This is a genomic window from Photorhabdus luminescens subsp. luminescens, assembly GCF_001083805.1.
GTDB classification, from domain to species: Bacteria; Pseudomonadota; Gammaproteobacteria; order Enterobacterales; family Enterobacteriaceae; genus Photorhabdus; species Photorhabdus luminescens.
The window spans coordinates 324,084-347,913 of record NZ_JXSK01000001.1 but is presented as its reverse complement, the minus strand read 5'-3'; the positions used below and the strand labels follow the sequence as shown (position 1 = coordinate 347,913).

19 protein-coding genes are annotated in these 23,830 nt (G+C 43.5%); 7 read left to right on the top strand and 12 right to left on the bottom strand.

The window, feature by feature from the left end:
* Window positions 1-51 precede the first annotated feature (51 nt).
* Complete coding sequence (locus TI10_RS01355) at window positions 52-1,686, bottom strand: esterase/lipase family protein (RefSeq protein ID WP_049581374.1); 1,635 nt, start codon at window positions 1,684-1,686, stop codon at window positions 52-54.
* A gap of 3 nt (window positions 1,687-1,689) precedes the next feature.
* Entirely contained in the window at window positions 1,690-4,215 is a 2,526-nt protein-coding gene (locus TI10_RS01350; RefSeq protein WP_049581373.1) for a type VI secretion system Vgr family protein, read from the bottom strand.
* 1,120 nt (window positions 4,216-5,335) lie between these two features.
* Between TI10_RS01350 and TI10_RS25660 the strand changes: the two genes are divergently transcribed.
* On the top strand, window positions 5,336-5,659 hold the full coding sequence (locus TI10_RS25660) for a hypothetical protein (RefSeq protein ID WP_074524852.1): 324 nt from the start codon (window positions 5,336-5,338) through the stop codon (window positions 5,657-5,659).
* A 557-nt stretch (window positions 5,660-6,216) separates the two neighbouring features.
* On the opposite strand, the gene TI10_RS01340 is transcribed toward TI10_RS25660, so the two are convergent.
* Window positions 6,217-7,080 (bottom strand): helix-turn-helix domain-containing protein, encoded by an 864-nt coding sequence (locus tag TI10_RS01340; RefSeq protein ID WP_036780805.1) that lies wholly within the window; start codon window positions 7,078-7,080, stop codon window positions 6,217-6,219.
* 502 nt (window positions 7,081-7,582) lie between these two features.
* On the opposite strand from TI10_RS01340, the gene xthA reads away from it, so the two are divergent.
* On the top strand, window positions 7,583-8,389 hold the full coding sequence (gene xthA, locus TI10_RS01335; RefSeq protein WP_049581371.1) for an exodeoxyribonuclease III: 807 nt from the start codon (window positions 7,583-7,585) through the stop codon (window positions 8,387-8,389).
* Between the two features lie 61 nt (window positions 8,390-8,450).
* Here xthA and TI10_RS01330 read toward each other — a convergent pair whose 3' ends face one another.
* From TI10_RS01330 to TI10_RS01320, 3 genes are read right to left on the bottom strand one after another with little or no spacing between them, the layout of a single operon-like run.
* Complete coding sequence (locus tag TI10_RS01330) at window positions 8,451-10,379, bottom strand: DNA topoisomerase III (protein ID WP_049581370.1); 1,929 nt, start codon at window positions 10,377-10,379, stop codon at window positions 8,451-8,453.
* 5 nt (window positions 10,380-10,384) lie between these two features.
* A complete protein-coding gene (gene selD / locus TI10_RS01325; RefSeq protein WP_049581369.1) occupies window positions 10,385-11,428 on the bottom strand; it encodes a selenide, water dikinase SelD in 1,044 nt (347 codons plus the stop codon).
* Window positions 11,429-11,440: 12 nt separating this feature from the next.
* A complete protein-coding gene (locus tag TI10_RS01320) occupies window positions 11,441-11,992 on the bottom strand; it encodes an NAD(P)H nitroreductase (RefSeq protein ID WP_049581368.1) in 552 nt (183 codons plus the stop codon).
* Window positions 11,993-12,162: 170 nt separating this feature from the next.
* Here TI10_RS01320 and sppA point away from each other — a divergent pair, with 170 nt between their 5' ends.
* The 3 genes from sppA to pncA all read left to right on the top strand — a co-directional run bounded on the left by sppA (window position 12,163) and on the right by pncA (window position 15,822).
* Window positions 12,163-14,028 carry a signal peptide peptidase SppA gene (gene sppA, locus TI10_RS01315; RefSeq protein ID WP_049581367.1) on the top strand — a complete coding sequence of 622 codons (1,866 nt, stop codon included), beginning with the start codon at window positions 12,163-12,165 and terminating at the stop codon, window positions 14,026-14,028.
* A 123-nt stretch (window positions 14,029-14,151) separates the two neighbouring features.
* Window positions 14,152-15,171 carry an asparaginase gene (ansA, locus tag TI10_RS01310; RefSeq protein WP_049581366.1) on the top strand — a complete coding sequence of 340 codons (1,020 nt, stop codon included), beginning with the start codon at window positions 14,152-14,154 and terminating at the stop codon, window positions 15,169-15,171.
* Window positions 15,172-15,183: 12 nt separating this feature from the next.
* The gene (pncA, locus tag TI10_RS01305) at window positions 15,184-15,822 is read left to right on the top strand and encodes a bifunctional nicotinamidase/pyrazinamidase (RefSeq protein WP_049581365.1); all 639 of its coding nucleotides are present in this window, start codon (window positions 15,184-15,186) and stop codon (window positions 15,820-15,822) included.
* Between the two features lie 62 nt (window positions 15,823-15,884).
* On the opposite strand, the gene TI10_RS01300 is transcribed toward pncA, so the two are convergent.
* Both TI10_RS01300 and msrB read right to left on the bottom strand, forming a co-directional pair.
* Window positions 15,885-16,154, bottom strand: a complete 270-nt coding sequence (locus TI10_RS01300) for a YeaC family protein (protein WP_049581364.1) — start codon at window positions 16,152-16,154, stop codon at window positions 15,885-15,887.
* An 82-nt stretch (window positions 16,155-16,236) separates the two neighbouring features.
* Complete coding sequence (msrB, locus tag TI10_RS01295; RefSeq protein WP_049581363.1) at window positions 16,237-16,647, bottom strand: peptide-methionine (R)-S-oxide reductase MsrB; 411 nt, start codon at window positions 16,645-16,647, stop codon at window positions 16,237-16,239.
* A 343-nt stretch (window positions 16,648-16,990) separates the two neighbouring features.
* Here msrB and gapA point away from each other — a divergent pair, with 343 nt between their 5' ends.
* Together gapA and TI10_RS01285 are read left to right on the top strand one after the other, a co-directional pair.
* Window positions 16,991-17,986 (top strand): glyceraldehyde-3-phosphate dehydrogenase, encoded by a 996-nt coding sequence (gene gapA, locus TI10_RS01290; protein WP_049581362.1) that lies wholly within the window; start codon window positions 16,991-16,993, stop codon window positions 17,984-17,986.
* A 125-nt stretch (window positions 17,987-18,111) separates the two neighbouring features.
* The gene (locus tag TI10_RS01285) at window positions 18,112-18,990 is read left to right on the top strand and encodes a D-hexose-6-phosphate mutarotase (protein ID WP_049581361.1); all 879 of its coding nucleotides are present in this window, start codon (window positions 18,112-18,114) and stop codon (window positions 18,988-18,990) included.
* A gap of 80 nt (window positions 18,991-19,070) precedes the next feature.
* Here TI10_RS01285 and TI10_RS01280 read toward each other — a convergent pair whose 3' ends face one another.
* The 4 genes from TI10_RS01280 to fadR all read right to left on the bottom strand — a co-directional run bounded on the left by TI10_RS01280 (window position 19,071) and on the right by fadR (window position 23,721).
* Window positions 19,071-19,823, bottom strand: a complete 753-nt coding sequence (locus tag TI10_RS01280; RefSeq protein WP_049581360.1) for a MipA/OmpV family protein — start codon at window positions 19,821-19,823, stop codon at window positions 19,071-19,073.
* A 266-nt stretch (window positions 19,824-20,089) separates the two neighbouring features.
* Window positions 20,090-21,166: a catabolic alanine racemase DadX gene (gene dadX / locus TI10_RS01275; RefSeq protein WP_049581359.1), complete on the bottom strand. Its 1,077-nt coding sequence runs from the start codon at window positions 21,164-21,166 to the stop codon at window positions 20,090-20,092.
* Window positions 21,167-21,172: 6 nt separating this feature from the next.
* Window positions 21,173-22,483 carry a D-amino acid dehydrogenase gene (locus TI10_RS01270; RefSeq protein ID WP_049581358.1) on the bottom strand — a complete coding sequence of 437 codons (1,311 nt, stop codon included), beginning with the start codon at window positions 22,481-22,483 and terminating at the stop codon, window positions 21,173-21,175.
* A 509-nt stretch (window positions 22,484-22,992) separates the two neighbouring features.
* On the bottom strand, window positions 22,993-23,721 hold the full coding sequence (gene fadR / locus TI10_RS01265; RefSeq protein WP_049581357.1) for a fatty acid metabolism transcriptional regulator FadR: 729 nt from the start codon (window positions 23,719-23,721) through the stop codon (window positions 22,993-22,995).
* Between the last annotated feature and the right edge of the window lie 109 nt (window positions 23,722-23,830).

The window sequence follows — 23,830 nt, the reverse complement described above, 5'->3', positions numbered from 1 at the left end:
ATATGCCACCACAAGGTACAAATAACCGCTAAAGTCAGTAAGGTTGTTTTCCTATTCAATTTTCACCGCCTGTACCATCTTCACAATTGAACGTAAGGTGAATAACCGAGCAAACGTCTCTTTCGTTCCGCTATCCTCTTTATATGCGCCTTCATGGTCGACTTCTGTTGCCAGCAAGCTGCGTAAATACCTAGTTGTAATACAACCAGACTGCACCGGCACCGTCCCATCTCCCGGCTCTTTAGGTGGCGCCATTCTAAATGTAATATTTTTATATCCCCACGATGAAGACCCGGCAGAAAGATGAACAGTACGAGTTGAACCTAATTCCATATTAATAGGATCGTATAATGGCTGATCAAATGCCATACCAGAATAATCCCCCGGTCTGTCATAACGATTAGCACGGCTATAGGTATCATAATTCAGTTTATCCTCTTGCCATAAAATAACGCCATACGATGGGTTTTTCTCACTAGCACCATAAAAGGCATAAGTATTCGGATGGTACTTATTGGTTAACTCTTCAATAAATGGTTTGACTGTGTTCTTTATCAACTTCCGATAACTATTCCAGCTTGCTTCATCTTTCCACTTATCCTTTTTATCCGGGTTTAAAAGACGGGTTTCACATAATCCCCACCAGCGATCTTTTTCCAAATAAATTTCTTCATACGGATCTGATTTCGGCAGTCTATGCGTCATTTTACCATCAGCGATACGTAACCAGCCTCGACCATACTCCTTTCCCGGCAGAAGCTGTAATGGGCCGGGAGACTGCGCCAGCACCGGCGTCATATCTTCACCATCGTAACCCACAACTAGGCTTGTCTTACCATCTTCACCGGTTTTCATTCTTTTATAGGTGGTCGGTGCCCCCGTAGCGGGCATCACTCCATGCACAATGCCTAAAATTTTATCTTTGCCATTCAGCAGTTCTGAGTAATAACGAGCAACCAGCCCTCCCATTGAATGAGTGACTAAAATCACCTTTTTAGTTGCACACCGTTTACCATAGAAAGCTAAAACCTTATCCACATATTGTTTCAGCCTCTTGGCAGACTCCTCATTAGATTGCAGCCAGTTATAGCCCATCACATGAACCGGGTAGAGAAAATCATAACTATGGTCAACCTCGGCTTCGGTCAGCGGCTCTTCCCCCCACTCCGCATTCAGGTTCATATCAACCATACGTTGCCGAAGGGTTTTTTCCCCTTTCCCTGCCAGACAGTACTCAAAGGCCAGACGCTCATCATCCAACACCGCCTGAAGCCAGGGCAGGAAAGCGCCATAGCTCATATGGGCTATCTCCCCCCAACCGCGCTGCTTGCAAGTCTGAAATTTATTCTTCTCAGTGTGATCAGGCGTAATATCCCCGGAATCATCAACTTCCGTTTTATTCGGGTCTAACGTTTCTTTCCTGTAAGATGTTCCCCTGAACATCCATAATAAAACGTCAACACTATATTCTGAATTTAGCCGCCAGACCGACTTACCCTCTTTTGATTTTAAATTACTCCCCATCACCCCCGGCAGAAAAATCACCGGGATCACTTTAGTCGCGTATTTCAAACACGTCGCCACCAGATTTTCTTCAATTCTGGCATTCGGCACGTTGTAATAAGGGAGGCCCAGTTCATCATATTCAGGGTGAATAAAAATCTCATTTTCCTTCGGCTCACTCATCATTTACTCCTCATCTTTTATTTTCAATTGACTGATTTCTACCCCAACCTGCTTTTGCAAGGGACTTTTTCCATTCTGTGCGGTTGATAATGCCTGTACGCCGCCATCTTCGGCATGGAGCTGCATATTCTGACGGGCTAACGGAGAAATCTTATAAGCCCGTACAGCCTTCGGCGTTACAGCGTAATTTGCGGTTTGCCATTGCTGTATGGACTGACTGACACTCTGCCCGCCAAACTTCTGCCACGCTGTCGCTCGTTGGATAATGTGATTGGGTGCGCCGCACTCCACCTGACCATTCCCTATTCGGATATAACCACCGCCACTGACCAGCAAGATCTCCTTTTTAGCGCTGATGATCACTTTCCCTTCATGGCTATTCACCGTGATATCTTTCAGCGCCGCCAGCCCCATCTCATCACCCTGCGCTTCAATCTCTACCCGGCCTTTGCTGGCAAACAGTTTTATGCCCAGTTTTTGGGCAAACAGGCTGATCCTGTCACCCGCCGCCACCGTGAATTTTTTCAACACACTAAAATCGGTATTTTTCCCACTGGTGGCGATAATATTTTCCCCGGCCGCCAACTGGAGGCTTTTTGCCGTCGTCTGCGCGATACCCTCCGGCGCGGACAGCAACAGCGCGGATTTTTTCAACTCGGCTAATGTTTCACTTAATAGCGCTTTCTGTTGCTGCAAATCCGCCAGTTCCGCTTTAGCGGTTTCTGCCGCGCCGCATAAAGTCTCAGTTAAGGCCTGCGCTTGTTGAAGTTGATTCAGCGCCGCTTCCATCGCCAGCACCTCGCCACCCGCACGGGCCTGTTTATCCGCGCTGATAAACAATCCCTTACCGGCCCGAATCGCGCCCCAGTCGTCGGTTCGCAATTCAAAGCCTTCTCCCCGTTTATCCGGGCGTGGGCGCTGGCTATCGACCAGATGACCGAGATTTAACTGGCTTTTACCGCCGTATTCGGTACTCAGCTTGATATGTTCCCGGCCACGTTCGTCATCCATCCGCAGTTTGTTATTCGCCGGGGTGCGCAGAACGTTGCGTTTGTAGTTGTAGAGATTGACGTGATCCGGGTGCATTGAATCGTGCAACGCGTAAGCGATATAAGGCCGATCCGGGTCGCCCCCTTCAAAGGCGATCGCCACTTCGGTGCCTTCCAGCAACGGCCAGTGAAAGCCATATTTCTCCCCCGCATACGGGCGGGCCAGACGCACCCACAGGCTTTCGCCCCCTTGCGGCCATTTCTCCCGGTCAAAGTCAAACGACACCCGATACAGGCCGTCTTTGTCGATATCGCCGTAGATATCATTCACTTTCGTGCTGCTCACCCGCGCGGGTATCGTGCCCGCCATCACCGGTTTCGGTATCCGCTCCGGGCGAAAACACACGGTTTCGGAATAGGGAATGGCGGTGAACGCCATCTCAAAACTGCTGTCCCGGCGGGCGCTGTTGGTAATCTGGGTGATTATCGCCCCTTTGCGAAACGCTTCCGGGGCGTCCCCCTTCACTTTCAATTCCTGCCCCGGCGCCAGCGTGGCGGAGGTGGTCATCCCCCACAGGCGGATGCGTTGATTCAGGTAGCGCTCGTGATGCAGGCGGGCATAAAACACCCCGCTTTCCGTCTCCGGTTGATAGGCGTAGCGGTCACCGGGTATCCGGTAGTGATCGCGGTAATGGTACGCCTCGCCATAGGTCGTCCGGTCATCCCGCGCCACATCCGCCCCGGTGTTCAGGCCGGGATACGGCCGGGCATCGTGGTAGTCATAATTCCGGGTGGTAATTTTTCCTTCCACCACCTGATACGCGGTCTCCATGCCCCACACCACCGCATCCTCCTCGCCGTGCATGCCTGACGGATTGCGGGCCGGCAGGTAGACGTTGAACTGGTAGTCACGCTGGTCGTCGTAAAACTCCACCACGTCGATCTTTAACCGGTCATCCGCCGTCACTTTGTACCAGATGCCCACTTCCGCCAGCAGGCGTTGTATAAAACGCAGGTCATCTTCGCCATACTGCATCACCTGTTCCCGCCTCGGGTAGTCGTAGGCCAGACTGAACAGGAAGTCCTGCCCGCGAAAGCCATGCCGCTCCCGCAGGATTTTCTCCACAATCTCCGGCACCGACAGTTTTTGGTAGATGGCGTATTGATGGCTTCTCGCCAGCAGCGCCAGCCGTGGCTCCAGCGTCACCTCATAACGGCTTTCGTCCCGCGAGGCGGAGAGCAGTTTGAAGCCGCTGATCACCCCGTAAACTGAGCGCAGCGGCGCCGGAGGCACAGTCGGCATCCACCGTATCCCCGGATTGATCTCAGGCGAAGTCAGGGTAAAGGAGGCTTTCTGCATCAGCATCTGGGCCGGCTCAATCCCTTTCTCCGCACTGGTGAATTCAATGGCATAGCGAAACGGCTGGCTTAAGGCTTCCTGCCCGGTAAAAGTCAGTACATCCAGCGGCGCTTTATTGCCCCACACTTTTATCTTGTAGCGGCTGTGATCAAAGATGATCATCGGGGTTGGATTCGTCATATTTTCTCCTAAATTCTCTGTGGCCGTGAGTAAACAATAAGGACTCAATATAAGGCCATGACATTATTGTCATATCGGGAAGTCACCCACGCCGGTATTTCCCGGTCAGCAGTTAACTGAGCCGTCAATATTTACACGGGCCATTCATATTTTCGCAATACATCAATGCATGAACAGGATAAGTGATTTAAAAATTTTCCCATCTTCTTAATGGGTGCCTATAAAGATCAACTCTTTTTTCAAAAAAATACGATTTTTAATGTCCAGACTCTATTACCATCGATATAACAACATACCGGACAGGATATTTAAGCCTCATAACAACAACATGACATTTATTGACAAAAATAAGCTTGCATTAATTATCATAAAATGAGATAGAGCTGAACATTCAGTTATGATCAGATAATCTCCCCATGAGAGTAATATTCTATTTTCATTTTTATTCAATATGTTACATGAATCTTAATCTCATATTGCTTTTTAAATATCATGTATTAATTCACTGTAAAAAAGAATAATTCTCATTCATGCTATACAAATAACAAGATATCCCGTGATGTAAGATAAAAAACAGGCCAACCCTTATCGCCACCGGGCACGTGTAAAGGCACTACCACGAATACAATCCGACAGATTAATCAGAATATTGTTAATGATATTCTATCAAAATATCTATCCTTTCACTGTCCTTAGAGTTAGCCATTCGATTAATCTATTCAAACAACGTATTATCAGAACAAGTGTAATTTGTATTTTACGCTGATATACCCACCATTTATTCCTTATCTTCTACAGCAAAATAAATCATTTATAGATGAGATGATTTTCTTAATTAGCCGATAAAAAAGTCAAGACCTTTTTATCACAAAATGTCTCTCGTTTAATTTTGGTTAAACTTCAACAATAAATGACCAAATATCTTTAAAAAAACCGTCAACCATCCCAATTAATATGATATTGATTGATAACATTCTCATTTGTTCTTAATGAGAATTTATTTACAAATTTACAAAGATAGAAGTAGATGAGTACTACGACGCGGAAAATAATTACCAATTAATCAATAAAGTAACTTTGTGATGTTAAATAAATTCATAAAGTCATGGAACTATCTGCCTTGTTAAACTGTCATAAACCTGTGACTCATTCCCTTACAATTAAGGATGGAAATAATAATAGCGCTAAAACAACTCATCTCAGCCATTCTGATGTATTAGTTTGCTATCAACTGCCGCACTCGCAGAAAAACCACAAAACTATCTCTACACTTCATCCGATGAGCTCGATCAATTATGTCTTCTGTTGGAGCGTCAAGACATTGGCGGTGTGCAAGTTGTTTAATATTCCATTTTATCTCCAACAAGGCACAAAATATCAAGGCGGTTTAGTTGCTCAAGTTGATAATCCCGATGAAAGCAAAGCACAAGGTTATGGTTGGTAGTGATTCAGTATATGTCTCGCTTTTTTAATTTCGCCGCAAAAAATAAAATCGATCCCAGCAGCCCCGATATCGTGCCGTATCAATCTGCTCAGATGAAAAACGCTTATCCCTTTTTCAATCGTTACAAAGGCAAACTGGATTTGGCGGCAATAGCAGTCCAAGAACCCACACTGCCCTATACCAACCCAAAAACCCTTCACTCAGGAAGAGTTTACCGATTTTGCCGAAAACTATTTAGGGGCTAATATTATTTTTGGGAGTACGACAACACCGCGGCTAACGCAGTAAGGCAAAAGCCATGCAAATTTGTACATGCACAATGGGTTGTACCAAACACCAGACGAAAATGAATCATAATGTCAGGCTGGTAGTACACGCTGCCCCAAAAGGCGAGGAACAGTCCATTTTTCCTCACCACTACCAAATATCCACTTGGAATATTCAAATAAGAATTATAAATATAAGTTTATCATTTAGGTACAGTGAAAAATCTTTATAATTATCTCCGTATAACAACAACGCGGAGCTTACAATAATCTTCTCCGCGTAGGTGAATTTTAACTCATGTCATTGACTGAATCGATAAAACGATTAAGTACGCTTGAGTGTGATTTGGATTTATAAATATAACATTGATTTGCTGCGCCAGGTTTTGCAATAGGAACAAAACTCAAAGCGTCTCCTCCTTCCAATTCATCAGGATGAGAATCAGTAATAAATATATAATCTCTGGAATAAATGAAATTCATGCAGCATCCCATATTATCCATCTGACGCATATTTACTTTCCCACCACTTTGAATAACTTCTTCTTCCAGGTTTTTAATGAAACTACTTTTATAAAGTACAGGATCACAGAGCCAAGTATTACTCTTTAGCAATTGCATTACATCGCCGCCAGCAATATCCAATAATTCTTTTCGGCAGCAAATTCCCAATTCAGGCCCTTTGATTTTACGAATGAGACTAAAACGGTCACTTAGTATCTTTTCTGAGCTCAGAATGAGCGTGTTGCCGTCGTAATCCACTATTTCTTCAATGTTATCATAACTAAACCGGAATATATTTACCTGAGAGCTATTTCTGTCAGCCGCTTTATATAAATAAATAAGATGTTTGTTTTTCCCCCAATCGTAATAAATATTAACTATGTTACATATACTACCACTGATATGTTTTTTAGTTATTTCTTTTTCTTGTAAATAAAGATCTTTAAGATCATTATATAATTCTAAACCATCTTTAGTCAGACTCATCCCAAATTTCTCCCTTTTGAAAAGGCGCTTCCCTAATGTTGCCTCGAAGTCTTTGATTGATTTAGCTACTGGAGGAGTTGTACGGTTCATCACTCTTGCCGCTTTACTTAAAGAACCATTTTCCACCACTGCCATGAATGCTTCTAATTTACGAGAAAAAAACATAATTCACCGTTCCTATATAACTTGTGGCTAAAATAATTTCTTTGAAATAGCCTTCACCAAATGACAGCTAAATCAAGTTTGATACTGTGAAGGCATAAATTTTGTACAAAAAAACAAATACTTCTCAAACATATACCACATAAAAAAAGCGTATGTTCAATACATAGGTGGCTCAATAAACTCTATTATTCATGTTTATCATGGTTCAAAAATTAATCTTAACCAATCAACCATTAGAAAATATAAACATTACTAACGAGCTCAATTTTCTATCAAAGATTAGGATAGGGTTCTACATTTTTCAGTAATCAATTTTTGTAACACTTGAGATAAAAACGGTCTAACTGAGGCTCTTTCTCACTACAAATTATTATATTTTCCACAACAAATTATAATATTAGGGGACCCGTTACTATTTCGTGCTGACCATTGTCAATAGTTACTTTTTAAGATCCATCTGTTACTATTGTTCCTGTGTCTTTTTACTGGATGGCTGTAAAAGATGAAATTTATCTCTTTTAATATTAATGGATTACGTGCACGCCCCCATCAGTTAGCTGCGATCGTCGAGCAACATCGACCCGATGTTATCGGCTTACAGGAAACAAAAGTTCATGATGAAGTGTTCCCTTTAGAAGAGGTTAGAGAACTTGGCTATCATGTATTTTATCACGGCCAGAAAGCCCATTACGGCGTCGCACTGTTAACGCGCCAGCCGCCTCTCGCTGTACATCGTGGTTTTCCAGGGGATGATGAAGATGCGCAACGCCGTATTATCATGGCAGAAATAGAGACCCCACACGGGCCATTGACCGTTATTAACGGCTATTTTCCACAGGGAGAAAACCGTGAGCATCCAGTGAAATTTCCGGCAAAGGAGAAATTTTATCAGGACCTGCAAAACTATCTGGAGCAGAACTTAACTCCTCAATCACAAGTGATTATCATGGGCGATATGAATATTAGCCCGACAGATATGGATATCGGAATTGGCGAAAACAACCAAAAACGCTGGTTAAAAACCGGTAAATGTTCCTTCCTGCCAGAAGAGCGAGATTGGATGGAACGCCTGAAAAATTGGGGCCTGGTTGATACATTCCGCCATCTCAATCCTGAATGTAACGACCAATTTTCCTGGTTTGATTATCGCTCCAAAGGGTTTGATGATAATCGAGGGCTACGTATTGATTTACTGCTTGCAAGTAAACCCTTGGTGGAGCGCTGTATCGCAACAGGCATTGACTATAAAATCCGTGAGATGGAGAAACCTTCGGACCATGCCCCTGTTTGGGCGGAATTTAAAATTTGATATTCTATTAACGTCGAATATCAATCGTTTATTTTAAAATAACGTTAATAATTGCTGCGCCCTATGGCGCAGCCGTTTTAGTTTTTTTTATTGCTTTCGTTTTTTTCCCTCTTTTATCTTTAACCGGTAGTGGCGGTAAGTCACGAAAAGCGGTTAAATTACGGTTCTGTTTAGCCTGCCAAATTAATTGCTGCAATGTCTCCTCAAGCGGCCCCATGAAATCTTGATAGCGAAACTGTTTTTCGCTGATTTGCGTTAATCGGGACTCCCAATGGGCGGTCATATCCGGTAAAGCGGCCATATCAGGCAATATATGAATCAACGCTCTACCCGCAGGGGTTGCATGAATATGACGCCCTTTTTTATAAAGAAACTCCCGTTTAAACAGCAATTCGATAATGCCAGCCCGTGTTGCTTCCGTCCCCAGTCCATCTGTTGCACGAAGAACTTTTTTCAGTTCCTTATCCTGTACAAAACGGGCAATTCCTGTCATAGCGGAAAGGATAGTTGCATCAGTAAATGGTTTTGGGGGTTGAGTCTGGCGCTCTACCACCTCTCCTCTTTCACACCATAATTCATCGCCTTTAGCAACAACGGGTAATGGCGTTCCATCATTCTCTTCATCACGCTCTTTATTACCAAGCAACGTTCTCCAACCTGCCTCAGCAAGAAAACGAGCTTTAGCAATAAATTTTCCACCCGCAATTTCTAATTCAATAACACATTTACGAAATATGGCATCCGGGAAAAATTGCATCAAATATTGTCTGGCAATCAAACCATAAATATTAGCCTCGTTATCCGTTAGATTTATATGACCACTTCGTGCTGTAGGGATAATTGCATGGTGAGCATCAACCTTTTTATCGTCCCAACAACGATTCTTTCTATCTATTTCCAGTAATTCTTGCGGCAATAGACTTTTTGCATGAATGGATATTGCATTAAGCACCGCATGACGACCAGCAAAGTGTTCATCAGGCAAATAACGGCAATCAGAACGGGGATAAGTAATTAGCTTATGTGTTTCATATAATCGCTGACAAATGTCTAATACTTGCTGCGCATTTAAGCCAAAACGCTTAGCCGCTTCAATCTGCAAAGAAGATAATGAAAACGGCAAAGGAGCGACTTCAGATTCCCGTTTATCCTGATAAGAGGTCACATAGGCTGGTTGACCGGTTATTCTGGCTACAACGTGTTCAGCCAAAGGCCGGTGGATCAATCGCCCTTCTTCATCCAAAAAATCGATACAAGATTCACTTGGTTGCCAGATAGCGATAAAACGTTCATCTTTCGGCGTAACAATATGCGCTTTCACCTCAAAAAAATCTTTCGGTACAAAGTGCTCAATCTCTTCATCCCGGCGAACCACTAACCCCAAAACCGGGGTCTGAACCCGCCCGACAGATAATACTCCCTGATACCCTGCATTGCGGCCAAGCAAGGTATAAGCACGAGTCATATTAATGCCGTACAGCCAATCAGCTCTGGCTCTGGCGAGAGCTGAAACACATAGCGGAACAAAATCCCGGTTATCTCTTAACCGTTCAATAGCTCTGGTCACCGCCTGTGGATTTAGATCGCTTATCAAGCAACGGCGAACGCTTTTTCGCCTTATATCATCCAGCTTCAAAAAATCCAGAACCTCATCCACCAACAATTGCCCTTCCCGATCCGGGTCGCCGGCGTGCACGATTTCATCGGCTTTTTCCAACAATGTCTGGATGATATTGAGCTGCTTCTCCACAGAAGGTCGCGGCTTTAACTGCCACTTTTCAGGGATGATAGGCAGATCAACCAATGACCAACGAGCAAAACGATTGTCATAGGCATCAGGTTCCGCCTGTTCCAACAAGTGCCCGATACACCAAGTAACAAACTGGTTATCGCCACAAGCAATAAAGCCATCACCACGGCGATGCGGTTTTGGTAAAACATCGGCAATCGCCCTGGCTAGGCTGGGTTTTTCTGCAATAAAAAGCCGCATGGGTATTATTCATTGACCTCAATGAGTACTCTGCCTGACTGTTGCTCAGACAATTCACCAATCGCGGTCAGTTCGACGCCATGACGTCGTGCAATCGCTTTCACTTCGTCCATAGCTTCTGGTAAAACAGCCAACAGCAGGCCGCCGGATGTTTGTGGATCACATAACAGTTTGCGCTGAAGTGCTGTCATTTCACCAATAAGATGACCGTAACTATCAAAATTACGCCCGGTTCCCCCCGGAACACAACCCTTTTCAATATAAGATTCCACTTCCGGCAGTTTAGGCACTTTTGCAAAATGGAGAGTGGCCTGAACCCCCGATCCTTCACAAATTTCACTCAAATGCCCTAAAAGACCAAACCCGGTTACATCGGTCATGGCTGTAACACCCGCTACCTCAGCAAAATCCACTCCCAACTTATTTAAGCGGCACATAGTTTCTATCGCGACGCCCTGATGTTCAGGCAACAGCAAGCCTTTTTTCTCCGCCGTGGTCAATACACCGATTCCAAGCGGCTTGGTCAGAAATAGCTGGCAACCCGCTTTCGCTGCGCTGTTCTGTTTCACTCGGTCAATATTAACGATACCGGTCACAGCCAGACCAAAAATAGGTTCAGGCGCATCAATAGAGTGCCCTCCCGCCAGTGCAATCCCGGCCCCTTTGCACGCAGCTCGGCCGCCTTCAATCACCTTACGGGCAATTTCCGGCGCCAATTTATCGATAGGCCATCCCAAAATAGCTATCGCCATAATGGGCTTACCGCCCATCGCATAAATATCGCTGATAGCATTTGTGGCAGCAATGCGCCCAAAATCAAAGGGATCATCGACAATCGGCATGAAGAAATCTGTGGTACTGACAATGCCGATACCGTTGCCAATATCATAAACCGCAGCATCATCACGAGTTTCATTACCAACCAGTAAGTGAGGATCAAGAAACTTCTCCTGCTCACTATGCAGAATGGTTGCCAACACTTTTGGTGAAATTTTACAACCGCATCCAGCACCGTGGCTATATTGGGTAAGGCGAACTTCTGTTGACATAACAGACCTCGGTTATAAGTAGCTGACAAAATTGGTCATATCAGGCGGAGTAACCTTATTTGGCGCTCTTAGCGCAGGCGTTCCAAGGTAGAGAAAACCCACGATTTGGTCATATTCACAACAACCCAAACCGGCACGCACGGTATTATCATCAATCCACGGCCCCGTACGCCAGATACCGCCAAACCCTTGAGCCACAGCCGCCATTTGCATCGCATGTACAGCACAACCAGCGGAAACCACCTGTTCCCACTCAGGTATTTTGGAATTCTCAGCCACTTTTGCAATAACAGCGATGATTAATGGCGCACGATAAGGCGCGCTTTTCGCTTTTTCTTCCGCCTCAGCGCCAAGCTGACTATCAATGGCTGCTTGATGAAGTAATCGACTAAACCGCTCAATACCTTCATCCTGCATGACAATAAAGCGCCACGGACGCAATGCGCCATGATCAGGCGCTCTCATGCCCGCCGCCAGAATATGTTGTAATGCTTCACCTTGAGGCGCCGGGGTTGTTAAACGTGATACTGAACGTCTGTTCAACAAAAGTTCTAATGCATCCATCTTTTCTCTCCTAGATAATGTATTTTATTATAAGCTAACATTTTCTGTTTATTTGTTAACAAATAAAAGCCCTAAAGCTGTCTTTTCAGGCAATATGCCACTATTTGAAGCTGACATTTACCTGTCTGCTCATTAGGATAGCTTCACTTGATCCTAGTTTTGGAGATGATATGCGTATTTTGTGGAAGTTGATCGCAAGATTATTTAAATGGAGTTGGCGATTATTAAATTTTATTCGGGAAGTCATTTCAAATCTGATTTTTATCATGCTGATTCTGGTTGTCGTTGGCGGTTTTTTGCTCTATCAACAGCCAAACAAAACGGCAGATAGTTATCGGGGAGCATTATATGTCAATCTCACCGGTGTTATTGTGGATCAGGTCTCTAACCGTACTCCATTGACTCAATTGAGCCGTGAACTGTTTGGCGCATCCAGCAATAAATTCCAGGAAAACTCCCTGTTTGATATTGTTGATAGCATTCGCCAAGCAAAAACCGATAACAAAATCACAGGATTGGTGCTGAAACTTGATGACTTTATCGGCGCCGACCAGCCATCTATGCAGTATATCGGTAAGGCAATTAATGAGTTTAAAACTTCCGGTAAACCGGTTTATGCGATCAGTGATAGTTATAATCAGTCGCAATATTATTTGGCTACCTTTGCCGATAAGATCTATCTATCTCCACAAGGAACGGTTGGTCTTTATGGCTATTCAACCAATAACCTGTATTACAAATCCCTGCTGGATTCACTGAAAGTTACCGCACATATTTTCCGCGTCGGCACGTATAAGTCAGCCGTTGAACCGGTTATGCGTGATGATATGTCCCCCGATGCCCGCGAAGCTGATAGCCGTTGGGTCAACGGTCTGTGGAACAACTACCTCAATACTGTGGCTACCAACCGTAAACTCACTGTTCATCAGGTATTCCCAGGCGCTGATCAGATGATTGCCAACTTACGCGCTGTTAACGGAGACAATGCGCAATATGCGCTTAAACACAAACTGGTCGATTATGTTGCGTCACGCAATGTCATTGAAAGCGACATGACAAAAGCCTTTGGTTGGGACGAAAAAAACCGTCACTTCAACGCTATCAGCATCTATGATTATGCGCCGCAATTGGTGGAAGGCAGATCACCCTCTAAAGGCAATATCGCTGTCATTGTCGCACAAGGCGCAATTGTCGATGGGCAACAGACTCCAGGTATGGTTGGCGGTGACACAACCGCCGCTCAGATTCGTCAAGCTCGTCTGGATGATAATATCAAAGCCGTTATTCTGCGGGTAAACAGCCCTGGCGGCAGTGTGAGCGCTTCTGATGTTATCCGCACTGAACTGGCCGCGCTACGTGCAGCCAATAAACCTGTGGTGGTTTCTATGGGGGGAATGGCGGCATCCGGTGGTTACTGGATCTCTACTCCAGCTAATTACATCATCGCAAACCAAAGTACGTTGACGGGTTCTATCGGTATCTTCGGTGTCATCACCACTTATGAAAACAGTCTGGAACATATTGGTATCCACACTGATGGCGTTTCCACGACACCATTCGCGGGTATCTCTGTGACCAAAGGACTCAGCAAAGAGTTCTCAGAATTAATGCAGCTTAATATCGAAAATGGCTATAACAACTTTATCGGCCTTGTTGCTAGTTCACGCCACAAAACACAGGAAGAAGTCGATAAAATTGCTCAGGGACATGTGTGGATTGGTCATGATGCTAAGACCAATGGATTGGTCGACCAATTAGGGGATTTCGATAATGCAGTCACTAAAGCCGCTGAATTGGCAAAATTGGACAACCCAGAACTTGACTGGATGCAGCCTGAAATGTCATTCAGTGAATTGCTGATGAACCAATTGACAACAACCGCGCAAGCTATCGTACCGGAAGCGGTTCAAGCCTGGCTTCCCGCTCCATTGGCGCAAGTCGCTCAGGAAGTGAAACAACAGAGTGAGTTCTATCGCCATCTGAATGATCCACAAAATCGTTATGCATTCTGTTTAAATTGTGGAGATATTCGCTAAACAACTCATAACAATGCATGATTCTAGTAATAGCTAGATTAATTTAGCCTGACAAACCCTGTCAGGCTTTTTTTATTCTGCAATACTCCTATAATCCAGCTGATCTTTTTATGAGGCACAATCATGCAGAAGAAATCTATTTATGTCGTCTATACTGGCGGGACTATTGGGATGCAACACTCATCTCAGGGATACATTCCCGTTTCCGGGCATTTACAACGCCAATTAACAAAGATGCCCGAATTCCATCGACCAGAAATGCCGACATTCACCATCCGTGAACATCAACCACTGATTGATTCTTCTGATATGACCCCAGAAGACTGGCAGTTTATCGCTGATGATATCCGAGAAAACTACCATGATTATGACGGGTTCGTGATCCTGCATGGTACGGATACAATGGCATTTACGGCATCGGCCCTCTCCTTTATGTTTGAGAATCTGGGTAAGCCAGTCATTGTCACTGGGTCGCAAATCCCACTGGAAGCCCTGCGCTCTGATGGGCAGACAAACTTGTTGAATGCGCTTTATCTTGCCGCTAATTACCCAGTGAACGAAGTTAGCCTGTTTTTCAATAATAAACTGTTTCGTGGGAACCGGACCGTCAAAGCGCATGCCGATGGTTTCGATGCTTTTGCTTCGCCAAACTGTTCTCCATTAATGGAAGTCGGTATTAACATCAAAACCTTCAACACATGTTTTGCCCCTGCCAGCCACGGAGAGTTTATTACTCATCAGATTACCCCTCAGCCAATTGGCGTAATCACCATTTATCCTGGCCTTTCCAGTCAGGTTGTGAATAATATTTTAATGCAGCCGGTTAAGGCTCTCATCCTACGCTCGTATGGCGTCGGAAACGCACCTCAACACCCTGAATTATTGAAAGAGCTAAAACAGGCGACAGAGAGAGGGATCGTGGTTGTTAATTTGACTCAATGCATTTCCGGCCGAGTCAATATGGAAGGTTATGCAACGGGCCATGCTCTGGCCGAAGCAGGGGTAATAAGCGGCTACGATATGACTTTTGAAGCAACTTTAACCAAGTTGCACTATTTACTCAGTCAACCCTATAGCAATGAAAAAATTCGTTATTTAATGCAACAAAATTTACGTGGTGAATTAAGTTATAATGATAAATAATCAAGGAAAGAGATGAAAACAGCCCTATTACTTATTGATCTACAGAACGACTTCTGTACCGGCGGCGCTTTAGCCGTAGAAGAGAGTGAACAAGTCATTGTTGCGGCAAATCAGGCAATTGATATTTGTCTGAAACACAATATCAGCATTATTGCCACCCAAGATTGGCACCCTGCTGAGCATATGAGCTTCGCAGTCAATTCCGGCCAAAAGATCGGCGATATCGGTATATTAAACGGTATTCCGCAAGTCTGGTGGCCGGTACACTGTGTTCAAGGTCAGCCTGGCGCTGATTTCCATCCACAGCTAAACAAGCAGGCAATTGTTGAAATTTTCCACAAAGGTGAAAATCCACAGATCGATAGCTACAGTGCTTTTTTTGACAACGGTCATCAGAGTAAAACTCGGCTTGATGACTGGTTGCAAGCACAGCAAATTAAACGTCTGTTTATTATCGGTATCGCTACCGATTATTGCGTGAAGTTTACCGCGCTGGACGCGCTGGCATTAGGTTATGAAACTTGGGTCATTACTGATGGTTGTCGAGGGGTTAACCTCAGCCCAAATGATAGCCAATCAGCATTCAAAGAGATAACAGAGAAAGGCGCTATATTGATAGAACTTGCTCAACTAGAAAGCGCTCTTGTCTGATATCAATCCAAGGCCAGGCTGAGTTTACACACTCAGCCTTTTCATCACCTACTTACCAACGATTATGGCTTGAATGTTGCCACCATTTCAGACTGAAAGACCGCTTTCAGTTCTTGTTTACTCTTCATCACCAACTGGCCGTCAGTACCAATCGTCATATGTTGCGGATCATGGTTATGTCTTGATTGCCATAACATAATCATTTGCAAACTATGCTCTTTCTGCTCTACCGTTAGAGGCACGCCATCCTGCCATTTACCCAGTTCTACTGCCTGAACCAAGCGTTGATATATTTCTGGTGTCATTACAGATAACAGATCATCCAGTTCCATTGATATTTCCTCATTATTTTCCAGAATTAGCTGAAACGATTTTTTGCGTAAATTAAGATTATGTCCGCAATAATAAAAACGATTAACCTACTGTTTTTTCGCCTGTATTTTCATCAGTAAAGCTTAATGCAGCCGAATTGATGCAAAAACGTTCTCCTGTCGGTTGCGGGCCATCAGGAAACACATGCCCCAAATGAGCGTTGCAATGACTACAACGTACCTCAATACGATGCATATTGTGACTATCATCATCAAGATACTGCACTGCATCATGAGTAACAGGCTGGTAAAAACTCGGCCAGCCGCAACCAGAATCAAATTTAGTGTCGGACATAAATAACGGCTGCTCGCAGCATAAACAATGATACACGCCACTTTTCTTATTATGTAGCAATTTCCCTGAGAATGGCGGCTCTGTCCCGGCATTCTGGGTTACATGACGCTGAATATCAGTAAGTTCTTCATAAAGGGAAACATCTGGATTCTTAGCCATAGCGACCACCTTAATAATAAGACTTATGTTTTCAATAAAATTGATTAATTATAACAAAAGATTAACATTACATCAGTGGAATTTATTTTAAGTGGTTAACTGGATCTTGTTTATCCTACTATTTGTGATGTGACTCGCATATCTAACCAATTAACTTTCAATATCTGTCTGCGCCTTGATAATGATGGGCGGCTCGATTGCCAGTACCTTATAGCAAGCGCCTAAATGATGAACTCAAAGCTAAGTTTTTCGGCTATTGACACGATTCCGCTTGACGGCTGGCAAGGTTTTGGTAACTTTAGTAATAATTTTTAATTCACTAAAAAATAGCTGGTGGAACACTATGACTATCAAAGTAGGTATCAACGGTTTTGGTCGTATTGGCCGTATTGTTTTCCGTGCTGCACAAGAACGTTCAGACATCGAAATCGTTGCAATCAACGATTTGCTGGATGCCGAATACATGGCTTACATGCTGAAATACGATTCAACTCACGGTCGCTTCAACGGCACTGTTGAAGTAAAAGACGGCCACCTGATTGTTAACGGCAAAGTTATCCGCGTTACAGCAGAAAGAGATCCAGCTAACCTGAAATGGAACGAAGTAGGTGTTGATGTTGTTGCAGAAGCAACAGGTATCTTCCTGACTGACGAAACCGCCCGTAAACACATTGCCGCTGGTGCGAAAAAAGTGGTTCTGACCGGCCCATCCAAAGATGACACGCCTATGTTTGTTATGGGTGTTAACCACAAAACTTATGCAGGCCAGGACATCGTTTCTAATGCTTCCTGCACCACTAACTGTCTGGCGCCGCTGGCTAAAGTTATCAATGATAAATTCGGCATTGTTGAAGGTCTGATGACCACTGTTCACGCAACAACGGCAACTCAGAAAACCGTTGACGGTCCTTCTGCGAAAGATTGGCGTGGCGGTCGTGGCGCTGCTCAAAATATCATCCCATCATCTACCGGCGCAGCTAAAGCTGTTGGTAAAGTTATCCCTGAACTGAACGGTAAACTGACTGGCATGGCTTTCCGCGTTCCTACTCCTAACGTATCGGTTGTTGACCTGACTGTGCGCCTGGAAAAACCAGCCACTTATCAACAAATTTGTGACGCGATCAAAGATGCCGCTGAAGGTGAACTGAAAGGCGTTCTGGGTTACACCGAAGATGATGTCGTATCTAACGATTTCAATGGCGAAAAACTGACTTCTGTATTTGACGCCAAAGCGGGTATCGCTCTGAACGACAATTTTGTGAAACTGGTTTCCTGGTATGACAACGAAACCGGTTACTCTAACAAAGTTCTGGACCTGATTGCTCATATCGCCAAATAACTGAGCAACTACCTTGCCTGAAAAGCGCTGCCCTTCCCCGGCAGCGCTTTTGTTTCAATCTGTGCACAACATGCGTTATTCTTGGGGCCATGCCATCTCACAGCTTTGGTTCAAAGGTTATACGGATGAACGATAGAATTTTTTCATTACCAATCACAGAACAAATTTCTCCGGCTATTAGTCAACGAAATATAGATGGCTTCCCACTAATAGTCGTCTCTCATCCTAAAGTTCGGGGCGCAATCAGTCTGCAAGGGGCACATCTCATCGCCTGGCAGCCCAGTGGCGAGGAACCGGGCTTGTGGTTAAGCAGGAAAGCCGCATTTGCAGCAGGCACGACTATCCGCGGCGGTATTCCTATTTGTTGGCCTTGGTTTGGTTCCTCAAAAACACCAAGTCACGGCTTTGCCAGAATTCTTCCCTGGGAATTTAGCGCACATAATGAACATGAAAATGGCGTCATATTAACTTTCACGCTGAGAGACAATGAATATACCCATAAATTGTGGCCTTATGATTTTACTTTGATTGCCCGTTTCAAACTGTGTGAAACCTGTGAAGTGGAGCTGGAAACCTATGGTGATTATCAAGCCACTTGTGCCCTACACACTTATTTGAATATAGGCGATATTAATCAAATTTCAGTCAGTGGTTTAGGTAAACATTTTATTGATACAGTTGCTAATAAAGCGCAATACACCACAACAGAAGATTTTATCTTCAATGGTCGTACCGATCATATTTATACCGAGCCAGAAGATTTTAATCTGATAAGGGATAAATTGCTGAAACGAACAATTGAAATTCACCATTATCATCACAGTGATGTTGTATGCTGGAATCCAGGCGCCAAACTATCGAACAGCATGAAAGATATGTGTAATGAAGGTTATAAAAATATGGTTTGTCTGGAAACAGCTCGTATCCATAAACCATTAATCTCTAAAGATGATAGCCCAGCCCGCCTTTCAGTTTTAATCCGTTGCCGGAAAGACTATCAGTAAATATCTCTCTCATTCACATCAAAAAGACTGAATACTACCTAGTGAATTCAGTCTCTATCCAATATTATTTCTACGAGAAATTAAAAACTATATTTAATACCTGTCCAGACAATACTTGAATATGACTTATTAACCATCGGACTATCTTTAATTTCACTCGGTAAACGCTCAACACGCCCCATCATAAATGCAGACCACTCCTGGTTAAATTTATAATTGGCAGATAATTCTACATAGGGAATCCAGCTATCATCTGGGGTATATTTTTCTAGTCCGCTACGGCGCGATTCATTACCTTCGATGCCATATTCATAACGATTTTGTTTTTTACTATTCCAAACCACACCTAATCCTGGTTGTAATGACCAATCATCACTTTTAAATTCATACAAATAAGCCAGATCAATCGTTATGCCTTTACTTTTACTCAACGTATCCGCAGCAAAAGAGCTACGCAGCGTTCCCCAATCTTCAATATGACGATAGCTAAAACCGCCCATCATAGTATCATGGCGGCGATCCAGCCTTTTCATCTGCTTATCTTCATTATCTTTTGGGCGGAAGCTTTGAGGATAATAATAGACATCTAAAGATAGTTGATCTTTTGGTTGATTCCACAAATAGTACCCGGCGGCTAAAGTATGAAAATAGAAATTGTCACTTTCATAATTAACCATTGGAACAAACAACACTTTATCTTTATTCTTTACCCCTTTATAAGGTGATGCCTCAGCCAAAACAGAGGCCCCAATTGACCACTGCCCCGCATAAGCTAAAGATGAAGAAAGACCAAAAGCGACGACTGCGGCTAAAATTTTAGCTTTGTTGATCATGATTAACTATTTCCTTTAAAACAATTATGCGATTAGCTATTATCAAGTGTAAAAGATCAGTTCCTTCATTTCCAAGTAATAATGTCCTATTTTTCTTAAAGAGCACAATATGTTTAATGCCCCCCCAATTTTTCTGACGAAAATAGACAGTTCACACAAAACAAAAATATATTAATTTAGCGAAAGCAGTAACTTATTTCCTGCAATAATACCAGATGCTAACTACTATTTGACACGCTGTCTGGTATTTAACGGCATTCTGATATTTAACGACATAGAGATACCGGAACCCGATCTGCCAATGCACATAATAATTCATAGCCAATCGTTCCCGGAATCCCGGCCACATCATCCACCGGCAAGTTTTGCCCCCACAATTCAACAGGACTGCCAATTTGGGCCTGCGGACAAGGCGTTAAATCCACCGACAACATATCCATTGATACTGTACCTAATACTTGAGTCCTAACGCCATCGACAATAATCGGCGTTCCCGTCATTGCACGACGGGGATAACCATCAGCATAGCCACAGGCAACTGTACCGACTCGCATAGGACCCGGCGCGGTATATTGACTGCCATAACCGATTTTGTCTCCTGCTTTGAGATTCTGAATAGCAATAATTTCACTTTGCAAGCTCATCACTGCTTTCAATCCAATATCGGCAATATCTTGCCACTTTCCACTCGGTGAGGCGCCATATAGCACAATACCGGGACGTACCCAATCTTTATGAGTTTGTGGATACCACAAAGAAGCGGCTGAATTAGCCAGAGATTGAGAAATATCCAATCCCTGACTGACCGAATTAATAACGTTAAGTTGTTCAGTAACGCCAATCTCCTTATTATCCGCATTCGCAAAATGTGACATTAATGTTATTTGCCCAATTTGCCGGATACGCTTTGCCGATGATAAAACCGTTCTATATTGATCCGCAGGAAATCCCAATCGATTCATACCGCTATTGAGTTTCAGATAAATATCGATCGGCTTACTCAAATTGGCCATCTCTATTGCTTTCAGTTGCCAATGACTATGCACTACGGTTATTAACCGATATTCATCAATTATCGACAAATCTTCGGGTTTAAAAAATCCTTCCAATAGCAAAATTGGCCCTTGCCACCCCAGCTCCCGTAATAAAATCGCCTCATTAAAATCAAGTAAAGCAAATCCATCAGCCTGATTGAGATACTGCCATACGCAACTCAGACCATGCCCATAAGCATTGGCTTTAACAACCGCCCAGATCTTACTATTACCGACCTTATTACGAATAATCGCCAGATTATTTTCCAATGCATCCAGATGGATCGTTGCCGAAATTGGACGTAGCATATTCTATTAGCCTCTCAGTTCAGTGTGTAATTGATGGCTAAATGGCGCCAATTTTGCATTAAAACCATTAATATAACGAAATACAGACAAATCATCAGACGCAATGGCGGGCTTTTTACCCGAAATAATATCAGCCAGCAACTGACTGGAACCACATGCCATTGTCCATCCCAATGTACCATGCCCGGTATTTAGGTAGAGATTGTGATATTCAGTCGGACCAACAATCGGGGTACCATCCGGCGTCATTGGCCGTAATCCCGTCCAAAAACGAGTCTGAGTGATATCGCCGCCGCCTGGATAAAGGTCTTGCGCCACCATTTTCAATGTTTCATAGCGTGCTTTAAGCAGATCCAAATTGAAGCCTACAACTTCTGCCATTCCCCCCACACGAATACGGTTATCAAACCGGGTAATCGCGATTTTATATGTTTCATCCAATGCAGTAGATACCGGAGCCCGTTCCGCATCGGCAATAGGCATAGTTAATGAATAACCTTTCAATGGATATACTGGAATTTTGACCAGCCCCTTTAGCAATCCTGTTGAATAGGCGCCCATAGCAACAACATAGTTGTCTGCTGTCATAACGCCATCTTCGCACTGAACGCCGGTAATTCGATGCCCTTCCACCAATAACTGTTTGACCTGTTTATTAAACAGAAACGTTACGCCCGCCGCTTCCGCCATTTTTGCCAATTCTTTGGTGAAAAGCTGACAATCGCCCGTTTCGTCGTTCGGTAATTGCAAGCCTCCCGTCAATTTGTGAGCGACATGCGCTAATGCCGGCTCTACTGTCGCCAGTTTATCCGCCGTTAATAAATTGTAAGGAACCCCTTCCTGTTCAAGAACGGCTATATCATTCACGGCATTATCAAACTGCTTATTAGTACGGAATAACTGAAGCGTGCCCCCCTGACGCCCTTCATATTGAATACCGGTATCTTCCCTCAACTGCTTGATACAGTCACGACTGTACTCTGCCAATCGTACCATCCGGCTCTTGTTTATCGCATAGTGACTGGCATCGCAGTTACGCAACATCTGCCACATCCAACGTAACTGAAATAACGATCCATCAGGACGAATGGCCAATGGAGCATGGCGTTGAAACATCCATTTAATGGCTTTCAATGGAATACCCGGCGCTCCCCACGGAGTCGCGTATCCCGGCGAGATCTGCCCGGCATTAGCCGCACTGGTTTCCTCAGCAGCGCTTCCCTGGCGATCAATGACAGTGACTTCATGACCTTGCTGTACCAAATACCAGGCACTGGTTACACCAATAACACCACTACCTAAAACAAGGATTTTCATCATAGCCCTCGGACGATTTAAGATTTTAGGCAAGCATAATATGCTGTTTATAAAAAACCAATATAGAACAATCATCGGTCACGTCAATAATCTACATTTATGATTTAGGTCACAATTACATTACATTTATGCAACAGATTTATTTGTGATTTATACATAGCCAAATTATAAAAATTAATATTAAAATCATAAAATTAAGGAAATAATTACGATAAAAATCGCATACTAATTATTTCATATCAAGTCATTATTCTGATTTTTTCGACGAAAAAAGCGAATCAATTAAACAACCACAAGATACCAATAACCATCAATTAATCGAAATAAAAATTCAAATAAAATCCAAAGATTCAGAATAATATTCTGAAATAGAGACATTAACGATTGGCTTGAAATTAAGTGAGAAAAAAACAAAATTCCCGGTACAGAGCGTTCTGTACCGGGCCGATTCAAAATAATTCTGATTTGAAATTAATAGATCGGATAAGGCCTGAAATTAAGTAAAAATACTAACGAGACATCAGCGGCAATTCAGATAAATCACTTGGCATTGTACTTTGCATACTGTGCCAAATGACACCGCTCTCTTTACCATAGTTACGTACACATTCCATGACATTATCGTAGGATTTATCATGGCATAATATCACCAGTTGCTGATAAAAATTCAGCGCCAATTTACGCGCCTCAGGATTAGAGAAGTAATAACGCCCTATACGGGTATATAGCCCTTTCAACCCATTGATAATAAGGCCATAAATTGGATTACCTGAAGCAAAAGCCAAACCACGGAAAATATCATAATCTAACGCGCTAAATGACTCTGAATTATCTTCCACCTGCTCTTTTTCTGCCAATACTTCCAATGATTTACCCGGATTATGCCTAAAAGCGGTGCGAATAAATATCGCCGCGATATTCGTTCTCACCGCCAGTAGGTTATCAATCAACTCAGGAACGCGATCGTGATCAAGACGGGCCAGTGTCTCTAAAATATTAAGACCCGATGTTTCCCAAAAGTTATTCACTTTTGTTGGTTTGCCATGCTGAATAGTTAACCATCCATCGCGTGCCAAACGCTGCAATACTTCACGCAGGGTGGTTCTTGTCACACCAATTAACTCAGATAATTCACGTTCTGCCGGAAGAATTGAGCCAGGAGGAAAACGGCCGTTCCATATACTCTCAATAATATACTCTTCCGCAAAACCTGCGGGACTTTGAGCCTTAATGACCATATTTTTGTTATTCCAACGTGATTTTTTCAACTAATAATAGATGAAATTATATCAGAATACGCAACTTCAATATAGCTATGTAGTCTAGAAACCGTAAAGGCGGTCATGA